This window comes from Amycolatopsis sp. ATCC 39116 (assembly GCF_000231075.2).
GTDB classification, from domain to species: domain Bacteria; phylum Actinomycetota; class Actinomycetes; order Mycobacteriales; family Pseudonocardiaceae; genus Amycolatopsis_E; species Amycolatopsis_E tucumanensis.
In genome coordinates, this window is sequence record NZ_AFWY03000076.1 from 1 (window position 1) to 18,260 (window position 18,260).

At 72.4% G+C, this 18,260-nt stretch carries 22 protein-coding genes; 12 read left to right on the forward strand and 10 right to left on the reverse strand.

Annotated features, from left to right (window positions below; translation table 11 throughout):
• The coding region (locus tag AMY39116_RS0339205; RefSeq protein ID WP_020423052.1) for a glycosyltransferase family 9 protein at positions 1–1,093 on the reverse strand (1,093 nt) is incomplete at its 3' end.
• Positions 1,094–1,189: 96 nt separating this feature from the next.
• On the opposite strand from AMY39116_RS0339205, the gene rfaE2 reads away from it, so the two are divergent.
• The 4 genes from rfaE2 (at position 1,190) to AMY39116_RS46930 (ending at position 4,437) form a co-directional block, all read left to right on the forward strand.
• Positions 1,190–2,695: a D-glycero-beta-D-manno-heptose 1-phosphate adenylyltransferase gene (gene rfaE2 / locus AMY39116_RS0339210; RefSeq protein ID WP_235716317.1), complete on the forward strand. Its 1,506-nt coding sequence runs from the start codon at positions 1,190–1,192 to the stop codon at positions 2,693–2,695.
• Positions 2,692–3,492 (forward strand): glycosyltransferase family 2 protein, encoded by an 801-nt coding sequence (locus AMY39116_RS44300; protein WP_020423054.1) that lies wholly within the window; start codon positions 2,692–2,694, stop codon positions 3,490–3,492. The genes rfaE2 and AMY39116_RS44300 overlap by 4 nt, the downstream gene beginning before the upstream one ends.
• A 5-nt stretch (positions 3,493–3,497) precedes the next feature.
• Complete coding sequence (locus tag AMY39116_RS0339220; RefSeq protein WP_020423055.1) at positions 3,498–4,211, forward strand: methyltransferase domain-containing protein; 714 nt, start codon at positions 3,498–3,500, stop codon at positions 4,209–4,211.
• A gap of 67 nt (positions 4,212–4,278) precedes the next feature.
• Positions 4,279–4,437: a hypothetical protein gene (locus AMY39116_RS46930; protein WP_017984551.1), complete on the forward strand. Its 159-nt coding sequence runs from the start codon at positions 4,279–4,281 to the stop codon at positions 4,435–4,437.
• On the opposite strand, the gene AMY39116_RS0339230 is transcribed toward AMY39116_RS46930, so the two are convergent.
• Together AMY39116_RS0339230 and AMY39116_RS0339235 are read right to left on the reverse strand one after the other, a co-directional pair.
• On the reverse strand, positions 4,434–5,276 hold the full coding sequence (locus tag AMY39116_RS0339230) for a hypothetical protein (protein ID WP_235716318.1): 843 nt from the start codon (positions 5,274–5,276) through the stop codon (positions 4,434–4,436). The genes AMY39116_RS46930 and AMY39116_RS0339230 overlap by 4 nt on opposite strands.
• Positions 5,277–5,418: 142 nt before the next feature.
• Positions 5,419–5,838, reverse strand: coding sequence for a MarR family winged helix-turn-helix transcriptional regulator (locus AMY39116_RS0339235; RefSeq protein ID WP_020423057.1), 420 nt, complete (start codon positions 5,836–5,838; stop codon positions 5,419–5,421).
• Positions 5,839–5,913: 75 nt separating this feature from the next.
• Here AMY39116_RS0339235 and AMY39116_RS0339240 point away from each other — a divergent pair, with 75 nt between their 5' ends.
• Positions 5,914–6,519: a maleylpyruvate isomerase family mycothiol-dependent enzyme gene (locus AMY39116_RS0339240; protein WP_020423058.1), complete on the forward strand. Its 606-nt coding sequence runs from the start codon at positions 5,914–5,916 to the stop codon at positions 6,517–6,519.
• Here AMY39116_RS0339240 and AMY39116_RS0339245 read toward each other — a convergent pair.
• From AMY39116_RS0339245 to AMY39116_RS0339255, 3 genes are all read right to left on the reverse strand, one after another.
• A complete protein-coding gene (locus AMY39116_RS0339245) occupies positions 6,516–6,977 on the reverse strand; it encodes a DUF4383 domain-containing protein (RefSeq protein ID WP_020423059.1) in 462 nt (153 codons plus the stop codon). The two genes, AMY39116_RS0339240 and AMY39116_RS0339245, sit on opposite strands and share 4 nt — an antisense overlap.
• A gap of 60 nt (positions 6,978–7,037) precedes the next feature.
• The gene (locus AMY39116_RS0339250) at positions 7,038–7,523 is read right to left on the reverse strand and encodes a MaoC family dehydratase (RefSeq protein ID WP_020423060.1); all 486 of its coding nucleotides are present in this window, start codon (positions 7,521–7,523) and stop codon (positions 7,038–7,040) included.
• A gap of 176 nt (positions 7,524–7,699) precedes the next feature.
• Positions 7,700–8,725 carry a glycosyltransferase family 4 protein gene (locus AMY39116_RS0339255; protein WP_039792059.1) on the reverse strand — a complete coding sequence of 342 codons (1,026 nt, stop codon included), beginning with the start codon at positions 8,723–8,725 and terminating at the stop codon, positions 7,700–7,702.
• Positions 8,726–8,830: 105 nt separating this feature from the next.
• Here AMY39116_RS0339255 and AMY39116_RS0339260 point away from each other — a divergent pair, with 105 nt between their 5' ends.
• Positions 8,831–10,033 carry an FAD-dependent oxidoreductase gene (locus AMY39116_RS0339260; RefSeq protein WP_027936624.1) on the forward strand — a complete coding sequence of 401 codons (1,203 nt, stop codon included), beginning with the start codon at positions 8,831–8,833 and terminating at the stop codon, positions 10,031–10,033.
• Here the strand turns inward: AMY39116_RS0339260 and AMY39116_RS0339265 are convergent.
• Positions 10,030–10,623: a TetR/AcrR family transcriptional regulator gene (locus tag AMY39116_RS0339265; RefSeq protein WP_020423063.1), complete on the reverse strand. Its 594-nt coding sequence runs from the start codon at positions 10,621–10,623 to the stop codon at positions 10,030–10,032. The genes AMY39116_RS0339260 and AMY39116_RS0339265 overlap by 4 nt on opposite strands.
• Positions 10,624–10,671: 48 nt before the next feature.
• On the opposite strand from AMY39116_RS0339265, the gene AMY39116_RS0339270 reads away from it, so the two are divergent.
• The 3 genes from AMY39116_RS0339270 to AMY39116_RS0339280 all read left to right on the forward strand — a co-directional run bounded on the left by AMY39116_RS0339270 (position 10,672) and on the right by AMY39116_RS0339280 (position 12,388).
• Positions 10,672–11,145, forward strand: coding sequence for a hypothetical protein (locus tag AMY39116_RS0339270; RefSeq protein WP_020423064.1), 474 nt, complete (start codon positions 10,672–10,674; stop codon positions 11,143–11,145).
• Positions 11,146–11,221: 76 nt separating this feature from the next.
• Positions 11,222–11,392 (forward strand): hypothetical protein, encoded by a 171-nt coding sequence (locus AMY39116_RS46935; RefSeq protein WP_020423065.1) that lies wholly within the window; start codon positions 11,222–11,224, stop codon positions 11,390–11,392.
• Positions 11,393–11,482: 90 nt separating this feature from the next.
• Positions 11,483–12,388, forward strand: coding sequence for a PfkB family carbohydrate kinase (locus AMY39116_RS0339280; RefSeq protein ID WP_235716319.1), 906 nt, complete (start codon positions 11,483–11,485; stop codon positions 12,386–12,388).
• 438 nt (positions 12,389–12,826) lie between these two features.
• On the opposite strand, the gene AMY39116_RS0339290 is transcribed toward AMY39116_RS0339280, so the two are convergent.
• Both AMY39116_RS0339290 and AMY39116_RS0339295 read right to left on the reverse strand, forming a co-directional pair.
• Positions 12,827–14,059, reverse strand: coding sequence for an erythromycin esterase family protein (locus AMY39116_RS0339290; RefSeq protein WP_020423068.1), 1,233 nt, complete (start codon positions 14,057–14,059; stop codon positions 12,827–12,829).
• Positions 14,056–14,445, reverse strand: coding sequence for a hypothetical protein (locus tag AMY39116_RS0339295; RefSeq protein WP_020423069.1), 390 nt, complete (start codon positions 14,443–14,445; stop codon positions 14,056–14,058). Before AMY39116_RS0339295 ends, AMY39116_RS0339290 begins: the two co-directional genes overlap by 4 nt.
• 148 nt (positions 14,446–14,593) lie before the next feature.
• On the opposite strand from AMY39116_RS0339295, the gene AMY39116_RS0339300 reads away from it, so the two are divergent.
• The 3 genes from AMY39116_RS0339300 to AMY39116_RS0339310 are packed head-to-tail and all read left to right on the forward strand — an operon-like array spanning position 14,594 to position 17,800.
• Positions 14,594–15,799 carry a site-2 protease family protein gene (locus AMY39116_RS0339300; protein WP_020423070.1) on the forward strand — a complete coding sequence of 402 codons (1,206 nt, stop codon included), beginning with the start codon at positions 14,594–14,596 and terminating at the stop codon, positions 15,797–15,799.
• A gap of 37 nt (positions 15,800–15,836) precedes the next feature.
• Complete coding sequence (locus AMY39116_RS0339305) at positions 15,837–16,277, forward strand: hypothetical protein (RefSeq protein WP_020423071.1); 441 nt, start codon at positions 15,837–15,839, stop codon at positions 16,275–16,277.
• The gene (locus tag AMY39116_RS0339310) at positions 16,274–17,800 is read left to right on the forward strand and encodes a glycoside hydrolase family 13 protein (RefSeq protein WP_020423072.1); all 1,527 of its coding nucleotides are present in this window, start codon (positions 16,274–16,276) and stop codon (positions 17,798–17,800) included. The genes AMY39116_RS0339305 and AMY39116_RS0339310 overlap by 4 nt, the downstream gene beginning before the upstream one ends.
• On the opposite strand, the gene AMY39116_RS0339315 is transcribed toward AMY39116_RS0339310, so the two are convergent.
• Positions 17,792–18,196, reverse strand: a complete 405-nt coding sequence (locus AMY39116_RS0339315; protein ID WP_020423073.1) for a four-helix bundle copper-binding protein — start codon at positions 18,194–18,196, stop codon at positions 17,792–17,794. The genes AMY39116_RS0339310 and AMY39116_RS0339315 overlap by 9 nt on opposite strands.
• Positions 18,197–18,260: the final 64 nt, after the last annotated feature.

An 18,260-nucleotide genomic window follows, 5' to 3' on the forward strand; every position in this document is an offset into this window, starting at 1 on the left:
ACCGGCCGGCGAGCAGCTCCTCCAGCTCCCCCAGCACGTGTTCGACCGGGACCGTCGCCACAAACGAGTCGTCGTGCTCGCAGCGGGGCAGGTCCTCGCGCGTGCAGTCGACGCCGCACACCGGGCAGTTCGCCGTCCACGAGATCAGCACCCGGTGCCGCGACCGGCCGAGCGGCCCCGCGTTCACCACGTTGCCCATCCAGTAGACGCTGACCGTCGGCGCGCCGACCGCCGCCGCCAGGTGCCGCGGGCCGCTGTCGTTGCCGGCGAACGCCGAGCACCGGTCCAGCACCCCCACCAGCGCGGACATGCTCAGCGACGTCAGCGCGCGCACCGGCGGCCCGGCAAGTCCGGCCACCCGCTCGACCAGTTCACGTTCGTCCGGCGCCCCGATCACCACCACACCGCGCCCGCCCGCCGCGAGCTTGGCCGCGATCTCGGCGAACCGCTCCGCGGGCCACCGGCGGCGCGGGTCACCGGCGCCGGGGTGCACCACGACCAGCGGCTCCGGCAGCCCCTCCAGCACCTGATCCGCCGCCGCGCGATCGGCGTCGGTCACCGTGATGGACGGTTCCAGCTCCACCGGCCGCGCCCCGGCCAGCCCGGCGACCTCCAGCGCGCGCAGCACCTCGTGCTGGTAGTACCGGAACGGCAGCCACCGGTCGGCCTCCCCGGCGTCCGGCGTCCGCGCGCCGACCAGGTACCGCGGTTCCAGCCTGCGCAGGAACGGGTTGGAGTTGCGCCCGCCGCCGTGCAGCTGCACGGCCAGGTCGACCGGCTTCAGCGCGTCGAACCAGGCCTGCTGCTCCGCCGCGTCGAACGGCTTCCCGGCCGGCTCGTGCACGTTCTCGTACGGCGGCATCGGACGCACCTCGGTCACCGGCGACGGGCGCCCGGCGAACAGCTCACGGTGCAGTTCCGTGCCCAGCAACACGATCTCGGCGTCCGGGTAGGCCGCCCGCAGCGCGGCCATCGCCGGCACCGCGAACAGCAGATCCCCCAGACCACCACCGCGCAGCACGGCGATCCTGCGCACGTCCGGCCACTTCGCTTCGATCGGGCCGACCGCGGGCCCTGCGTCGGAATTCACCACGCGCTCAAGGTGCCCGTTTCCGCAGGCAGCAAACGGAAATGTTTGTTCGCCCAAGATCCGGCTACTGGTGGAGCAGGAGAAGGAGTGGAGGTGGACATGGCAGGCGAGACCAAGGACGTGGCCCCCATCACGCCGGACCTCGTCCGGCTGCTGTCGGAGACCGCGCCCACGGTCGTGGTGCTCGGCGACGCGATCCTCGACGTGTGGCTGTCCGGCCACTGCGAGCGCATCTGCCGCGAGGCCCCGGCGCCCGTCGTCGACGTGGGCGCGCGCGCCCTGTCGCCCGGCGGGGCGGCGAACACCGCGGCGAACCTCGCCGCGCTCGGCGCGCGGGCCCGGTTCGTCAGCGTCGTCGGCGACGACGAACCCGGCCGGGAACTGGCCGCGCTGTTGGACTCCCACGGCGTCGACACCGAGAACCTGCTCACCGCGCCGTCGCGGCGCAGCACCAGCAAGCAGCGCGTGGTCGCCGACGACCAGGTGCTGCTGCGGTTCGACGAGGGCGACCGCGACGACCTGCCCGCGGTGCAGACCAACCGCCTCACCAAGGCACTGGAAAAGGCGCTCGCCGGCGCGGACGCGCTGATGGTGTGCGACTACGGCAACGGCCTGCTCGGCAAACCGCTGCGGGACGCGGTGGCGCGGCTGCGGGCGGACATCCCGCTGCTGGTCGTCGACGCACACGACTTCGAGCACTGGCAGCAGGCCCGGCCCGACCTCGTCACCCCGAACGCCGCGGAGGCGGCGAACCTGCTCGGCGCCGACCTGCCGGAGCCGGGCGAGGAACGCGCGCGCCTGTTCGAGGACGAGCGGCGGACACTGCTGGACAAGACCGGCGCCGCGGCCGCGGTCGTGACGATGGACCGGCACGGCGCGATGCTGCTCACCGGCGAGGGCCGCGGCTACCGCACGTGGGCCGATCCCGCGCCGGAGAGCCAGGCCAGCGGCGCCGGCGACACGTTCGCGGCGGCGCTCGTGCTGGCGCGGGCCGCCGGCCTGCCGACCACGAGCTGCATGGAGCTGGCGCAGGCGGCGGCGAACGTCGTGGTGCACCAGGACGGCACCGCGATCTGCACCCAGGCGCAGCTGTCCCTGGCGCTGAGCCGGGAACGCGAGGCCGCGGTGCCCGCCGCCGAACTCGCCCGCGCGGTCGCCGCGCACCGCGAGGCCGGGCGACGGGTGGTGTTCACCAACGGCTGCTTCGACGTGCTGCACCGCGGGCACATCACCTACCTCAACGAAGCCAAGCGGCTCGGCGACGTGCTGATCGTCGCGGTCAACTCCGACGAGAGCGTGCGACGGCTGAAGGGCCCGGACCGGCCGGTGAACACCGCGCAGGATCGCGCCGCCGTGCTGTCCGCGCTCAGCTGCGTGGACCACGTGGCGGTGTTCGACGAGGACACCCCGGTCGAGCTGCTGAAGCTGCTGGAGCCGCAGCTCTACGTCAAGGGCGGCGACTATACCGAGAACATGCTGCCGGAGGCGCCGACCGTGCGTTCCTACGGCGGCGAGGTCCGCGTGCTCGGGTACGTCGCCGACCACTCGACGACGTCGGTGATCGAGAAGATCCGCACTTCCGCGCCGGTCGGGGAGGGCGCGTGAGGGTCGACGTCCTCATCCCCACCCGCAACCGTCCCGCCGAACTCGCCGTTACCCTGTCCGGCCTGGCCGCGCAGGACTTCCCGGACTTCGCGGTGCACGTGGCCGACCAGTCCGACGGGGACGCGTCCTACGAGTCTCCGGCCGCCGAGGCGATGGTCCGGGTGCTGCGGCACCAGGGCCACCCGGTCCAGCTGAGCCGGAACCTGCCCCGGCGCGGGCTGGCGCAGCAGCGCAACCACCTGCTGGACCAATCCAAAGCGGACTACGTCTTGTTCCTCGACGACGACGTGTGGCTCGAACCCGGCGCGATCACCCGCCTGCACTCGGCGATCAGCGAGCTGGGCTGCGGGATGGTCGGGAACGCCGTCACCGGACTGTCCTATCTGGACGACCGGCGGCCGCACGAGCTGGAGCCGTACGAAGAGTGGGAGGACAGGCCGGAGCCGGAGCAGATCACGCCCGGCACGCGTGAGTGGCGGCGCTGGACCCTGCACAACGCGGCCAACCCGACGCACCTGTCGGAGCGGGTCCGGCACCGTCCGAAGTGGACCGCGTACAAGGTCGCCTGGGTCGGCGGTTGCGTGATGTTCGACCGCGAGGCGCTGGTCAACGTCGGCGGGTTCGAGTTCTGGCAGGAACTGCCGCCGGAGCACTGCGGCGAGGACGTGCTGGCGCAGATGAAGGTCGCCGCCAAGTACGGCGCGGCGGGCATCCTGCCCACCGGGGCCGTGCACCTGGAGTCACCGACTACGGTGGTGAACCGGGACACCGAAGCCTACGACGTCGTTCCCCCGTGAGGATCATGACCGAGCCCGTTTCCCAGCAGCGCCTCCGGCTCCGGGACGAGTTCCTGGGCCGGGCGGCGGACGAGTTGTTCAAGTACGACGAGCGGTTGCGTGGACTCGACCTGGAGGTCCGCTTCGACCGCGGCGTCGCGCACCTGACCGGCGAGGTCGGCGAGCGGGCGCACCTGGACACCGCGCGTGATCTGATCGGGCGGCTGGACGGGGTGTTCGGCGTGTGGGACCGCGTCCGGGTCGGCGGGCGGGACCCGCTGATCCTCGACCTCGGCTGCGGCGGCCAGAAGCAGTACCCGGGCAACCTCGGCGTGGACCTGATGACCACCGGTGAGGTGGACGTGGTCGCCGACCTGTCCGGGCCGCTGCCGTTCGCGGACTCGTGCGCGGACCGGGTGTTCCTGGTGCACATCCTGGAGCACCTGATCGACTTCCTGCCGCTGGTGGACGAGGTGCACCGGGTGCTGCGCCCGGACGGCATCGCCTACGTGCTGTCACCGTGGTGGCGCTACGTGAACGCGGTGGCCGACCCGACGCACGTGCGGATGCTGGACGTGCAGACGATCAAGGGCATCTGCCGCAGGCCCGGCTCGCCGCGCACCTGGTTCCCGCTGCACGCGGGCTGTGACGGGGCCAGCATCTTCGCCGAGCTGCGGCCGGTCAAGGACGGTTCGGCGGAGGCGCCGGGCGCGGCGCACCTCGCCCGGTTCTTCGACTAGTGACCTGACTCGCACCTGCGCGGTCCCGGCAACGGGGGTGAAACACGTGGTGCATACCGTGAACCGCATGACGACCCACCGGATTCCGGCCGGCGCCATCAACCTGTGGCCGGAGCAGCCCGAGAGCACGACCCGGACCGGCGGCACGGAGAACCGCGGCCTGGTGTGGTCGGCGCTCTGGCAGCACGACGAGACCGAGCCGCCCGCCGCCGACGCGCAGTCCTAAGCCGCGAGGCCGAGCCGCGTCAGGTATGCGGACAGCTCCGGTGGCGTGTGGAACGCGCTGCGGATCGCCAGTGCGGCGTCGCAGCCGAAGGCGATTTCGTCCCTGCTGATGGCGTGGCCTTCGGCGCGCAGGCCGTCCCGGTAGGCGTCGAGGACCAGCTCGCGCAGCGCGGGCAGGGCGGCGACCGGCAACTCGCCCTCGTCGGCCAGCCCGACGAGGAGCTGGCCCAGGTCGGAGCCGACCGGGAGCGGGCACTGCCAGCCGACGTCGATCACCACGAACGTGTCCGGCTCGTCCCGCGGCACCAGGAGGTTCTGCGGGCAGGCGTCGTGGTGCCCGAGGGTCTGCGGCAGCGCGTCGAGGCGGTCGAGCAGGTCCGGCACCCGGCGTGCGAGCGCGCGCTGGTCGTCGCGGGTCATGGCGTCCAGGTGGAGCCGGCCTTCGGCGAGGATCCGGAGCGCCGGCCCGGGCGGGCCGCCGAGCCGCCGCCCGGCCCAGCGGCCGAGCAGGTGCGCGGCGCGCTCGAACCGGGGCGGGTCCCAGGGGAGGTCCGCGCACTGGACGTCTTCCAGCCACATCGCCACGCGGTCGTCGCCCAGCTCGTCGATGCGGAAGACGGCGGGGGTGCGCAGGCCGGGCGGCAGCCGGAAGCCGGACCGGAGGAAGTCCGCCTCACCGCGCCAGGGGAACTCGCGCGCGAACCGCTCCCGGAGGCCGGCGGGGATGGTCGCGAACACCGCGGAATGCCGTGGGGCCTGGAGGATCTTGACGAACGCCGGCTGTGGCCCGGTGACGCGGTAGACCGCGGCCGTCGAGGGTGCGGTGGGGGTGAACCGCACGGGCACGATGCGGGTCGGCTGGCCCGCGCCGCGCCGCCGTGTTCCTGGTGACAGCGTCGAGCTGGCGCCGCGTCGCGGAGCTTTTCGTGGCAGCGTCGAGCCGGCGCCGCGCCGCCACGGAGCTCGTTTCAGCGGTGCCGCCTCAGCGGTAGGGATCGGTGATCTCACAGAGCTTCTCCAACGTCTCCCGCAACTGCGCCATCCGGCGCTTGCCCACGTGCTGCTCCCACTCCGCCTCGATGCGGGCGATCTCGGCCTCCGCGACGGGCGCCGCCTCGCGGGCCTTGTCCGTGGCGTGGATCAGGCGCGCCCGGCCGTCCCGCGGGTCCGGCACCCGCTGCACGTAACCGGCCTTCTCCAGCTGGTCGACCAGGAACCCGGCGGTCTGCTTCGTCACCTGCGCCGCCTCGGCCAGCTCGGTCAGCCTGCTGCCGGCCGGGTTGAGCCGCTGCAGCAGCCGCGCCTGCGCGAGCGTCACCTCGAACCCGGCGGCGCGGATCGCGTCCATCACCCGGTTCTCCAGGTGGCGGTACGGGATGTAGAGCAGCAGTCCGGTGTTCACGCGGGCTCCTTGACGATAGTCAGAGAACTTGCCTAAACTAGTCAGACCATCTTACCACTTTCGGGCGAGGTTCCCATGGAACAGAACGACAAGTGGCTGGCGATCGACGCGGAACGCGCGCGGATCGCCGACCTCTACGAGACCCTCACCGACGTCGAGCGGACGTACCCGTCGCTGTGCGACGGCTGGACGGTCCACGACGTCGCGACGCACGTGGCACTCGCACCGCACGTCGGAGTGGGCACGGTCCTCAAGGCGGCGCTGCGGGCGCGCGGGAACTTCAACCGCATGGTCTACGACCTGACCAAGCGGGAGTCGGCGCGGCTCTCGCCGCCGGAGGTGGTGGAACTGCTGCGCACGGCGGTCGGCATGCGCCGTCTCGCGCCGCGGCAGAGTCTCGACAACGCGTTGATGGACGTGCACGTCCACGCGCAGGACATCGCGATGCCGCTCGGCCGGCGGCTGCCGATGCCGGCCGAGGCGGCGGTCGCGTCCGCGGACCACCTGTGGGAGATCGGTTTCCCGTTCCACGCCCGCAAACGCCTGGCGGGTCACCGTCTGATCGCGACGGACGCCGACTGGCGCGCGGGCGAGGGCACGGAGGTCCGCGGCCCGATCCAGGCCCTGGTCATGCTGCTGGCCGGCCGCACCGCGACCATCCCGCAGCTGACCGGGATCTAGGCCGCGCGGTTCTCGCGGCCGCGCTCGACGGCGGTCAGACCCCAGCCGAGCGCGATCATGCCGACGCCGAGGCCCAGGTGCAGCCAGTTGTCGGCGTTGTTCAGCGGCACGAAGTTGGCGCCGCTGTCCTGGTCGATGACCAGTCCGTAGACCCACAGCAGCAGGTAGACGAAACCACCCAGCACGAGGAACCCGCGGGCGCCGCCCGGGGTGCGGGCCAGCGCCAGGCCCACGACGCCGAACAGCAGGTGCACGATGTTGTGCAGGATGGACACGGCGAAGACCCCGAGCAGCATCGCGCCGGAGTGGTGGCCGGCGAAGGTGAGGTCGTCGTAGTTGGTGGTGATCCCCGGGATGAACCCGAGGATCCCGACGAGCAGGAACACGGCGGCGACGATGGTCGCTGCGGTTTGCACGGGTCTGCGGACCCTGGTCGCGGTTGCGGAACGCCCGGTCATGACTACTCCTTTGGGACGAATTGCCCCCGGATAGCCCCGCCGAGCGTTCCGAAACCCCGTTCAGGGACGGCGGCCGACGAGATTCATCGCGACGAGGCTCAACACGACCTGGTCGTCCTGGTTGAGCAGCTCGCCGCGGGTGTGGACGAGCCCGCGGTCCGGCTTGGAGCGGGACGCCCGCGCGGACACGACGGTGGCACGCAGCCGCAGCGAGTCGCCCGGCCGGACCGGCGCGGGCCAGCGCAGCTCGTCCACGCCCGGCGAGGCGAGGCTGGCGTTGCGGGAGAGGTAGTGGTCGGCGAACAGGCGCATCATGAGGCCGGTCGTGTGCCAGCCACTGGCGATGAGCCCGCCGAACGGCCCGGTGTTCGCCCACTCCGGCCGGGTGTGGATCGGCTGCGGGTCGAACTGGGTGGCGAAGTCGAGGATCTCCTTCTCGGTGACCGAGAGGTGCCCGTACTCGTAGACCGCGCCCGGCTCGTAGTCCTCGAAGAAGCGCTGGTCGATCGGCGCGGCGAAGTCCGCCTCACTGAGGGTCATCGTCATGGCGCCAGCATCGCACGGACTTCGCCACCCACCTCGGCGCGCGCCGCCCCCGTGGCGGCGGTGGGCACGGGGGCGGCGAGTCGGTCAGCGTGGCGCGAGTTGACCGCTGGTGGCAGCGGCAGATTGGCACGGGCAGCGAGCCAACCGCCCGCCGCGGGCAGTGCCACCGGCGGTGGTCAGCGCGCCGAGCTGCTCAAGTTGTGCGCCGCCGCCAGGGCGTCCGCGGTCTCAGCCGCCATGCGACGCACGTCGAAGTCTTGCTCAGCCTTCTCCCGGGCGGCGTGGGCGAGTTTGCGGCGCAGCGCGATGTCCGTGCAGACCCGGTCCAGCGCCGCGGCCAGTGCCGGTCCGTCGCCGGCTGGGACGATCATCGCCGCGCCTGCCAGTTCGTCCACCACCTCCCCCACCGCGGTCGTCACGCACGGCACCCCGTGCGCCATCGCCTCCAGCACCGCCAGCGACAACGTGTCCCGCCGCGACGGCAGGCAGAACACGTCCAGCCCGCGCAGGAAAGCGCTCACGTCCCGCAGCCGCCCCAGGAACCGCACCGGCAGGCCCCGCGCCCGCTCCGCCAGATCCCGCCCGTCCCCGGCGACCAGCACCCGCACCACACGCCCCCTCCGCCGCAGCGTCGCCACCGCGGACAGCAGGTCCGGGCCGGTCGCCCCGCCGATCGCGCCGATCACGACCGGCGTCCGGTCCGACGGCTCGACCGGCGAGGCCGGGATGTCCACACCAGGCCGAATGCGCGTCACCCGCTCGGCGGGCGCGCCCAGGTCCCGCAACCGCGCCTCGACGATCCGCGACGGCGCCAGCGCCCCGGCCAGCCGCCGGTAGCAGTCCCAGACCGCGCTCGACTGCGGCGCGCCACCGACCCGGTGCAGCGTCGCCACGGTCGGCGCCACCGACTCCGCGGCCTGCACGGCGGCCAGGTTCGCCCCGGCGTCGGCCAGGTTGACCTGCACGACGTCCGGCGAAAGCGCTCGCAGCGCGTTCTCCACCTGCGGGGCCCACACGCTCCGCACCGCCGTCGCCACGATCTGCTTCGGCACACGCTCCGGGAACGCGCCGGCGAGCGGCTCCCCCACGACGAGGCTCGGCGCGACCCACGACGGCAGGCACCGCAGCAGCCGCCGGACGTAGACCTCCGCGCCGCCGAACGCCTCGTTGTCCACCACCAGCGCCACGTTCAGGCGTTCCATCGCCACCTCACGTAGTCGGCATACCGGACACAGCTACCCGTTCCGTGATCACCCAACACCTAACCGGTCGGTCAGACCCCTGACCGATCGGTTAGCATCGTCCGCATGGAACACGTGACGTGCTGCGTTGTTGGCGGGGGCCCGGCCGGGGTGATGCTCAGCGTCCTGCTGGCCAGGGCCGGAGTCAAGGTGGCCGTGCTGGAGAAGCACCGGGATTTCCTGCGCGACTTCCGCGGGGACACCGTTCATCCGTCCACTCTGCGCCTTCTGGACGAGCTGGGCCTGGGCCGGAAGTTCGCCGAGCTGCCCGGCCCGGAACTGACCGAGATGCGGATGCGGGTGGCCGGGGAAACCGTGGTCGCGGCGAACTTCGGCCGTCTGCCCGGACGGCACAAGCACATCCGGATGGTCCCGCAGTGGGACTTCCTCGACCTGCTGGCCGCCGCCGAGCCGCTGGACCTGCGGATGGGCACCGAGGTGACCGGTCTGCGCAGGACGGACGGCCGCGTGACCGGGGTGACCTACCGGGACTCCGACGGCGAGGGCGAGCTGTCCGCGGACCTGGTCGTCGCCTGCGACGGGCGGGATTCGGTGGTGCGCCAGGCTGCCGGGCTGCAGCCCGACGAGTTCCCGCTGCCGATGGACGTGTGGCAGGTGCGGATTCCCGCGCCCCCGAACGACGAACGCGACGGCCGGGTGTTCGGCGTGTTCGGCAACGGGCAGGTCGCGGTGACGATGGACCGCGGCGACTACCACCAGACCTCGTACCTCATCCCGAAGGGCGAGGACGCCCGGCTGCGTGCCCGCGGCCTCGACTGGTTCCGCGGGCGGCTCGCGGAACTGTTCGGCTGGGACAGTGAGGTGCTGGCCGAGATCCGGTCGTGGGACGACGTCAAGCTGCTGGAAACCTCGATGGGCCGGCTTCCGCAGTGGCATGTGGACGGTCTGCTGTGCCTCGGCGACGCCGCGCACACCATGTCACCGGTCGGCGGGGTGGGCGTGAACCTGGCGGTCCAGGACGCCGTCGCGGCCGCCCGGATCCTCGCCGGCCCGTTGTCCGAGGGCCGGGTGTCCACACAGGATCTGGCGAAGGTCCAAAAGCGACGCGAGTGGCCGACACGGGTGGCGCAGCGGGCGCAGCTGGGCGAGCACGAGATGCTGCTGAAGCCGGCACTCGAGGGCACCCTGACCCGCGTGCCGCCCCCGCTGCGCGCGGTGCAGCGGTTCCCGCTCCTCGCGGTGGTCTCGGCCTACCTCGGCGGGATCGGCGTCCGGCCGGAACACGCGCCGGCCTTCGCGCGGCGTTAGGTGATCGCCGCCAGCACGAAGCGCTCCACCTCGTCGGCGGCCGCGTCCAGGTCCAGTTCCGGGTGCGCGAGCCAGTGCGACACCACCCCGTCGATCGCGCCGCCGATCGCCAGCGCGACCGTCGTGGTGTCGAATTCGCGCAGCTCCCCGGCGCGCTGGCCGTCCTCCAGCAGGGCGGCCAGCCCCTGCCAGCGGCCGCCGGCGTCGTGCGAGCCGGGCGCCTTGAGCTTCGTCCCGTTCGCGTCGTCGAGCAGTACCTCGGTGATGAGCCGGACGTGCCGCCGGTGGGCCGACTGGTAGCTGATCATGGCGCGCACGTAGGCGGTGACCGCGGACGTGGCGTCGGGCTGGCGGTCGACCCTGGCCCGGACGTAGTCGCCGAACTGCTCAAACACCTGCTCCAGCGCCGCCTGCGCGAGGTTCTCCTTGGACGCGAAGTGGTACAGCACCGCGGCCTTCGAGATCCCGGCCGCCTCGGCGATCGCGGACAGCGACGTGCCGCGGTAGCCCTTGGTCGAGATGAGGTCGATGGTGCACTCGATGATCTGCTCCCGGCGGGCACGCTCGGTGAAGGTCGTCGGCCGGGACATGCCCCGATCCTAGAGGTTGCCCTCCCGGCGGCCGGGTATCCGCCCGGAATGCTGTCTTCGATCCTGCGGGGCGCCGCCGCCGGGGCGGCCGGGGCCACCGCCCTCAACGCCGTGACCTACGTCGACATGGCCGTCCGCGGGCGGCCGGCGAGCTCGACCCCGGAGCAGACGGTCCAGAAGGTCGCGCACGCCGTCGGCGTCGAGATCCCCGGCGACGAGCAGCGGAAACAGGCTCGGGCGAGCGGCATCGGCGCGCTGCTCGGGCTGCTCACCGGGACCGCGGTCGGCGCCGCCTACGGTGCCGCGCACGGCGCGGGGTGGCGGCCCGGCACGGTCACCGGCGGCCTCGCGGCGACCGGCGCCGCGCTGGTCGCCGCCAACGGGCCGATGACCGTTCTGCGCATCACCGACCCGCGCCGCTGGAGCTTCGCCGACTGGGCCAGCGACGTGGTCCCGCACGTCGCCTACGGCTTCGTCACCGCCGCGACCTTCGCCGCCACCGTGCGGAAACGCCGCCGCTGACCACCCGTGATGGGGAGGTGTATGCGGAACGGCCAGGGGGTATCCCGGCGTCAGCGCTCGATCGGGGAGGGAAACCATGGGCAGGCACCGCATCGACGACGCGGGCACGGACCTGAAGTGGGGCGGTCCGGCTCTCGTCACCGAAGCCAGGCACGCCGCCCGCGGCCGGCACGCGCGGCCCGAGGACGAACAGACGACGCAGCCGCTGGAAGGCGCTCTCACCGGCGAGGTCGCCGTCGCGCCCTGACGGGCCGGAAAGCGCAGGTCAGCGCGTCGCGAACGGGTGCCGCCCGTTCGGGTTGATTAGTGCGAATCGGTATCGGGTACTGCTCCCGCCGTGACACCAGAGGTGGTCGTGGTCGGGCAGATCGCCCGTGACCTCGTCCTGCGCGTGGGTGACGCCCCGGAGGCCGGGACGTCGGCCGCGGTGCGCTCCCGCGACGAGATCCTCGGCGGGAAGGGCGCGAACCAGGCCGTCGGCGTCGCCCAGCTCGGTGTGCCGGTCGCGTTGCTCGCGGTGGTCGGCGACGACCGCGCCGGGCACGACCTGCTGACCCACGCCGCCGGCGACGGCATCGACGTCTCGCACTGTGTGGTGCGGGAACACGCCCGCTCGGCGCTCATCGTGAACGTCGTCGACGACCACGGCCAGTGGCGCTACCTGGAGGACATCCCCGAAGACGTCCAGGTGGCCGAACACGACGTGCTCTCCTCGGCCGCACTGCTCCGGGACGCGTCATCGGTCATCGTCCAATTGCAGCAACCGGCCCGCACGACGATGGCCGCGGCCCGGCTCGCCCGCGATGCCGGCGCCCGGGTGGTGCTGGACGGTGTGCCCGCGGACAAAGAGGTGCTGGCGTGCGCCGACGTCCTCCGCGCCGACGCCAGGGAAGCGGAAATTCTCACCGGACAGCCCGTCGGAAATGTGGCCGAAGGGGTCAAAGCGGGCGTTATGCTGCTCGCGCACGGGCTCGACTTGGCAGTACTTGAGGTGGCCGGCCACGGCAACGTGTTCGTCAGCCGGGCCGGCTACGAGTTCCTCCCGCACGGCGACGCGCACGTCGTCGACACCACCGGTGCGGGAGATGCCCTGGTCGCGACCCTGACCTGCGCGTTGTCGCGGGGGCAGGACCTGCGCACCGCCGCACGAGCGGCGGTCGAGGCAGCGGCGAGCACAACCGAACACGCCGGGGGCCGACCCCGGCTGAACCCCGGCATCCTCGAGTCGCGGAAGCAGTCATGACCCTCAGCCAGCCCAAACCGGCAACCCGGATACTGATAGCCCCGGACCGCGCGGCGCCACCCGTGCCGTGCGAAGAATGCGGTTACTCCGCCCTGCGCATCGCCAAGCTCGTCAACGAGGCGGATGAGCCGCTGGCGACCCTGCTGGTGTGCACCAACTGCCGGGCGCACACTCCACTGCCGGAGTTGCCTGCTCCTCGGCGGCCTTAGGCGCCTGCCGCTACGCGGGTATCTACTGCGCCGGCTTCGCTTCGCTACGCCCGGATCTGCCCCTCCCGAACCCGATCTCTCAGTGTTCGGTTGCCGAGAAGTCGCGTCAAGGCGGGAAAGCGTACCTTGACCCGACTGCTCGGCAACCGATTTGGCTGGGGATCGGGTTGCGGGAGGGGACTGCCTCGTGGAGTGGTTCCTTTTCGTTGCCGGCTTGCGGACCGGATTCCTAAGAAGAAACCCCCACCGGGGCGTGCAGAGGCACCACGGCGCTGGAGAAATCACAGAACAAGAACGCGTCGTACCGGCGCGGAAGCATCGTCGGCACGTAATTCCCCCGCCACTCCAATCGCGGGTCGTACACCACACCGACCGCTCGGTGTCCCCGGACTTGCGAGGCCCACTCGCCTACCTCGTCGAGCAGGAAGAGCGAATCGGCGTCGGGGACGGCCGCGTGCAGCATCGACTCCAGGCTGTCCTCCCGCGCGGGCGGCACCGGCATGTCCTCCGGCGGCGCGCCCCACCGCGAGCCGGCCATCACCGTGCCCCGGTGCGTGCCGAAGCCCACCGTGAACGACTCGCCGGGGTGGCGTTCCCGCACCAGCTGCCCCACGTTCAGCATCCCGGCCGCGGCCATGTCCGTCGCCCGCGCGTCGCCGATGTGCGTGTTGTGCGCCCACACCACGGCCTTCGCCGACGGGCCGTACGCCTCCAGCAGCCGGTCGAGCGTGTCGGTCATGTGCTCGTCCCGCACGTTCCACGATTCGACGTCACCGCGGACCATCGTCCGGTAGTAGCGCTCCGCCCCGGCGACCACCTCGGCGTTCTGCCGCGCCACGAAACCGGCGTCCAAGCCGGGCACGTCGCCGGTCTCCCGCAGCGAAGCGAGCAGCCGCAGCACGTCGCTTTCGCAGTTTTCCGGCACGAGCCGCGTCGAGTACGCGTAGTCGTGCGGGTCCTCGGCGAACGGCTCGAAGCAGCGCATCGCGGAAAGCGCCGTCTCCACCTGGCCCGGCTGGTGCTCGCGCAGGTACCCCAGGATCTCCCGCAGCGAATCCCACAGGCTGTAGACGTCCAGACCATGGAAACCCACCGGGCGGTCGCCGAACCGCGCCGCGTTGTACGCCGTCAGCCACCTGGCGAATTCCACCACGTCGTCGTTGGCCCACATCCAGCGCGGCCACCGGTCGAAACCGGACAGCACCGCCTCCGGATCACCGCGCCCGCCCGCCACGCAGCAGTGCACGCGGTGGCAGTCCGGCCAGTCGCCCTCCACGGCGACGAACGAAAAGCCCCGCTCCACGATCAGCCGCTTGGTGATCTCCGCGCGCCACCGGTAGAAGTCGGCGGTGCCGTGCGAGGCCTCCCCCAGCAGCACGAAACGCGCGTCGCCGATGCGGTCGATCAGCGGGTCGAGGTCCTCCACCCGGCGCAGCCCGATGGCGTCCTCGCGCGGGGTCAATACGAGAGCTCCTTGGCCGCGGCCTGCGCGGTGGCGAGCTCCTGGCACAGCCGCACCGTGACCTCCTGCGCCCTGGCCAGCGCGGCCGTGGCGTCGAAGACCGACGTGATCAGCGTTTCGTACCCGCCCTGATCACCCGGCACGTCCAGGTTCCCCAGCCACAGCTGCCGTTCCAGCCACGTGCCCAGTTCGGGCAGGCTGCGCGCGACGTTCTGGGAGAGCAACTTGAGCGATCCGAGCACCTGGTAGATCTCCGCGGCGCCGTCGATGCCGGTTTCGCCGCCCACCCCGGAGGCGCGGTGGTACAAGCCGCGCGTCGCCAGCTGGGCCTGTTCCGCCAGCCCGCCGCAGCTGGCCGCCACCTCGCTGTTCCGTGACACGTCCATCTTCGCCGGTCCCCTGTCTGACGCCGGTCGTACTGGTTCAGCTTTCCCGTTCCGCGCCGAAACCAAACCGTGCCGGGCGAAACGTTCAACGGAGGATCAACGCGGGTAGAGGTGTCACGGGGACTTACGCGCGAGAGGGGAGTGGGCGATGGCGACGACCGTGTGGCTGGGCCGGTTCGAAGGCATCCGGGTGGGTCTGCATTGGAGTGTCTTCGCGATGGCCGGGGTGCTGGTCGTGGCACTGCCGTTCACCCAGTGGGCGCCGCTCGCGCCGGTGCAGGGGGTGTTCGCCTACATCGTGGCGAGCCTGATCACCGCCGCGCTGTTCGTGGTGTCGCTGTGCGCCCACGAACTCCCGCACGCACTCGTCGCGCGGCGATCGGGACTCGAGGTCCGTGAGGTGACCCTGTGGTCGCTCGGCGGCGTCACGCGGCTGCGCGGCGAACCGCGGTCGCCCGGCGTGGAGTTCCGCGTGGCGTTCGCCGGGCCGCTGATGAGCCTGCTGCTGGCGGCGATCTTCGGCTTCGCCACCTGGATGACGTCGCCGATCGGCGATTCGCTGTCCGGCGCGGTGCTCGGCTACCTCGCGGTGCTGAACCTCGTGCTGGGTGTGTTCAACCTGATCCCGGTGGCGCCACTGGACGGTTGCCGCGTGCTGCGGTCGATCCTGTGGGCGGTGTGGAACGACCGGCACCGCGCCACGCTCGGCAGCGCACGTGCCGCCCGCGTCCTCGGCTTCGCCGTTTGCGCGCTCGGCGTGGTGACCCTGCTCCGCGGGCCGATCGGGCTCGGCGTGTGGCCGTTGCTGGTCGGCCTGTTCATCGTCAACCTGGCGCTGGCCGAGGAACGCGACGCCGAACTCGGCACCAGCCTCGCCGCCATGCGGGTGCGGGACGTGATGACCATGCGCCCGGCCACCGCGCCCGCCGCCACCACCGTGGCGACCTTCCTGCGGGACAACGCCATGCTGCGCCAGCACTCGGCCTACCCGCTCGTCGACCCGGTCGGCCGGTTCGCCGGGCTGGTCACGCTGACCCGCATGCGGGCCGTCCCGCCGGAGCAGCGCCCGAACACCCTGCTCGGGGAAATCGCCTGCCCGCCAACGGAAATTCCGCGCGCCACCCCGGACGAGCCGCTGCTGGCGTTGCTGCCGCGGATGTCCGGGTGCGCCGACGGCCGGGCCCTGGTGTTCGACGCCGATCGGCTCGTCGGGATCGTGTCGCCGTCCGACATCAGCCGCGCGGTGACGCTGCGCGGTCTCGGCGTGGACTGGCACGGCGGCGCGGACGTCGCGGTCGCGCGCAGCCCGTCCAGCCCGCCGCTGGGCCGTCCGGCCGCCCAGCGCTGGCCGTGAGTTTCGGCACCTCCGGGCAGGGGAATCCTCGCTTCCGATGAGCCACGAAAACACCCAGCGAGACGTGCGGCGCCTGGCCGATCAGCTCGTGGACGGCCTCGACCGGGAAGACCTGGACTCCGTGTCCCGCGTGCTGCCCAGGATGATCGGCGCCGACGCGCCGGACGCCGGCCTGCTCCGGCCCCTGTGCGCGGAGCTGGTCACGGTGATCGCCCGCGAAGTGCGGGCCCGCGCCGCACCGGAGGGCGCGGACCTGTTCACCATCGCGCTGTCCGACGAGACCGACGAGGCCGTGCCGATCGACGACCTCCAGCCGGCGCTGCGGGCCGTCCTGCGCGCCGTGCTCGCCGAGCTCAACCAGGACAGCGCGGGGCTGGCGGCGCAGCTGGAGTTCATCGCGGGGGACCCGGATCCGTGCGGGCAGATCGACGCGCTGATCCACCTGGTGTCCTGGGCCCACGACCTGCCGCAGACGTGAGCGGCCAGTGGTGGCGGGACGCCGTCATCTACCAGGTCTACATCCGCAGCTTCGCGGACGGCACCGGCGACGGCGTCGGGGACCTGGCCGGCCTCCGCGCGAAACTCCCCTACCTGTCCGGCCTCGGCGTGGACGCGCTCTGGATCACCCCGTGGTACCCGTCGCCGATGGCCGACGGCGGCTACGACGTGGCCGACTACCGCGACATCGACCCGGTGTTCGGCACGCTCGCCGACGCCGAGGCCCTGATCGCCGAGGCGCACCGGCACGGCCTGCGGATCATCGTCGACATCGTGCCCAACCACACCAGCGACCGGCACCCGTGGTTCCAGGCCGCGCTGGCCGCCGGGCGCGGCTCGCCGGAGCGGGAGCGGTACGTGTTCCGCGACGAGCCCAACGACTGGCGCAGCGTCTTCGGCGGGTCCGCGTGGAGCCGGGCCGGCGACGGCCAGTGGTACCTGCACCTGTTCGACAGCACGCAACCGGACCTGAACTGGGACCACCCGGAGGTGCGCGCGGAGTTCCTTGACGTCCTGCGGTTCTGGCTCGACCGCGGGGTGGACGGGTTCCGCATCGACGTCGCCCACGGCATGGTCAAGGACCCGGCGCTGCCCGACCTCGGCCTGGACCACGAGGGCCTGGTCGAGCCGCCGGACCGCAGCGACCACCCGCACTGGGACCGGCCCGGCGTGCACGAGATCTTCCGGTCCTGGCGCGAGCTCGCCCGCCACTACGGCGACGACCGGATCTTCGTGGCCGAAGCGTGGGTGGACAGCCCCCAGCGGCTGGCCCGGTACGTGCGGCCGGACGAGCTGCACACCGCGTTCAACTTCGACTTCCTGCGCTGCCCGTGGGACGCGGGGAAGCTGCGGTCGGTGATCGACTCCAGCATCGCCGCGCTCGCCGCGGTGGGCGCGCCTGCCACCTGGGTGCTGTCCAACCACGACGTCAAACGGCACGTCACCCGGTACGGCGGCGGGCTGCCGCGGGCGCGGGCCGCGTTGCTGCTGATGCTCGCGCTGCCCGGCGGCGCGTACCTCTACCAGGGCGAGGAGCTGGGGCTGGAGGAGGTCGAGGACCTGCCGGAGGAGGTGCTGCAGGACCCGACGTGGGAGCGGTCCGGGCACACCAAGCGCGGTCGCGACGGGTGCCGGGTGCCGCTGCCGTGGTCCGGCGCGGCGCCGCCGTTCGGGTTCTCGGCCGGCACGCCGTGGCTGCCGCAGCCCCCGCACTGGGCCGCGAAGACGGTCACCGCGCAGGAGGACGACCCGGGCTCCACGCTGTGCCTCTACCGGGACGCGCTGCGGATCCGCAAGGAGCACCCCGCACTCGGGGACGGGGAACTGTCGTGGTTGGACAGTGCGCCGGACGTGCTGGCGTTCCGGCGCGAGCCGGGGGTGGTGTGCGTGGTCAACCTCGGCACGACCCCGGTCGCGCTGCCGCCGCACCGGAAGATCCTGCTGGCCAGCGCCGAACCGGCGGACGAACTCGCCCCCGACTCCGCCGTGTGGCTGTCAGCCTAGGTGCTGGCGCAGCTGCTGGCAGGCGTCCTCGCAGCTGCGGCAGGCCTCGGCGCACACCGCGCAGTGCTCGTGGTGCCCGGCGTGCTTCTCGCACTCCTCGGCGCACGCCCGGCAGGCCTTCTCGCACAGCGCGAGCAGCTCGGAGACGATCCCGGCGGGGTCGCCGCGGCGGGACAGCACCTGCGCGGTCGCGGCGCACACGGCGGCGCAGTCCTGGTCGAGCTTGATGCACCGCACCATCGGGCCCGGATCCGGTTCGGACAGGCAGGCGTCGGCACAGGCCGTGCAGGTCTGGGCGCAGGACACGCACTCCTCCAGGCACGCGGCGATGGCCTCCGGGTCGAGACCGCCGAGGTCGGCGGGGTGAGTCTGCACCATGCGCAGGGCGTTGGTCATGACGTCCTCCTCTCCCCCGGCGCATACCCGGCCGGGCCGGGTCCAACCGTTTGCCCGGCCGCCG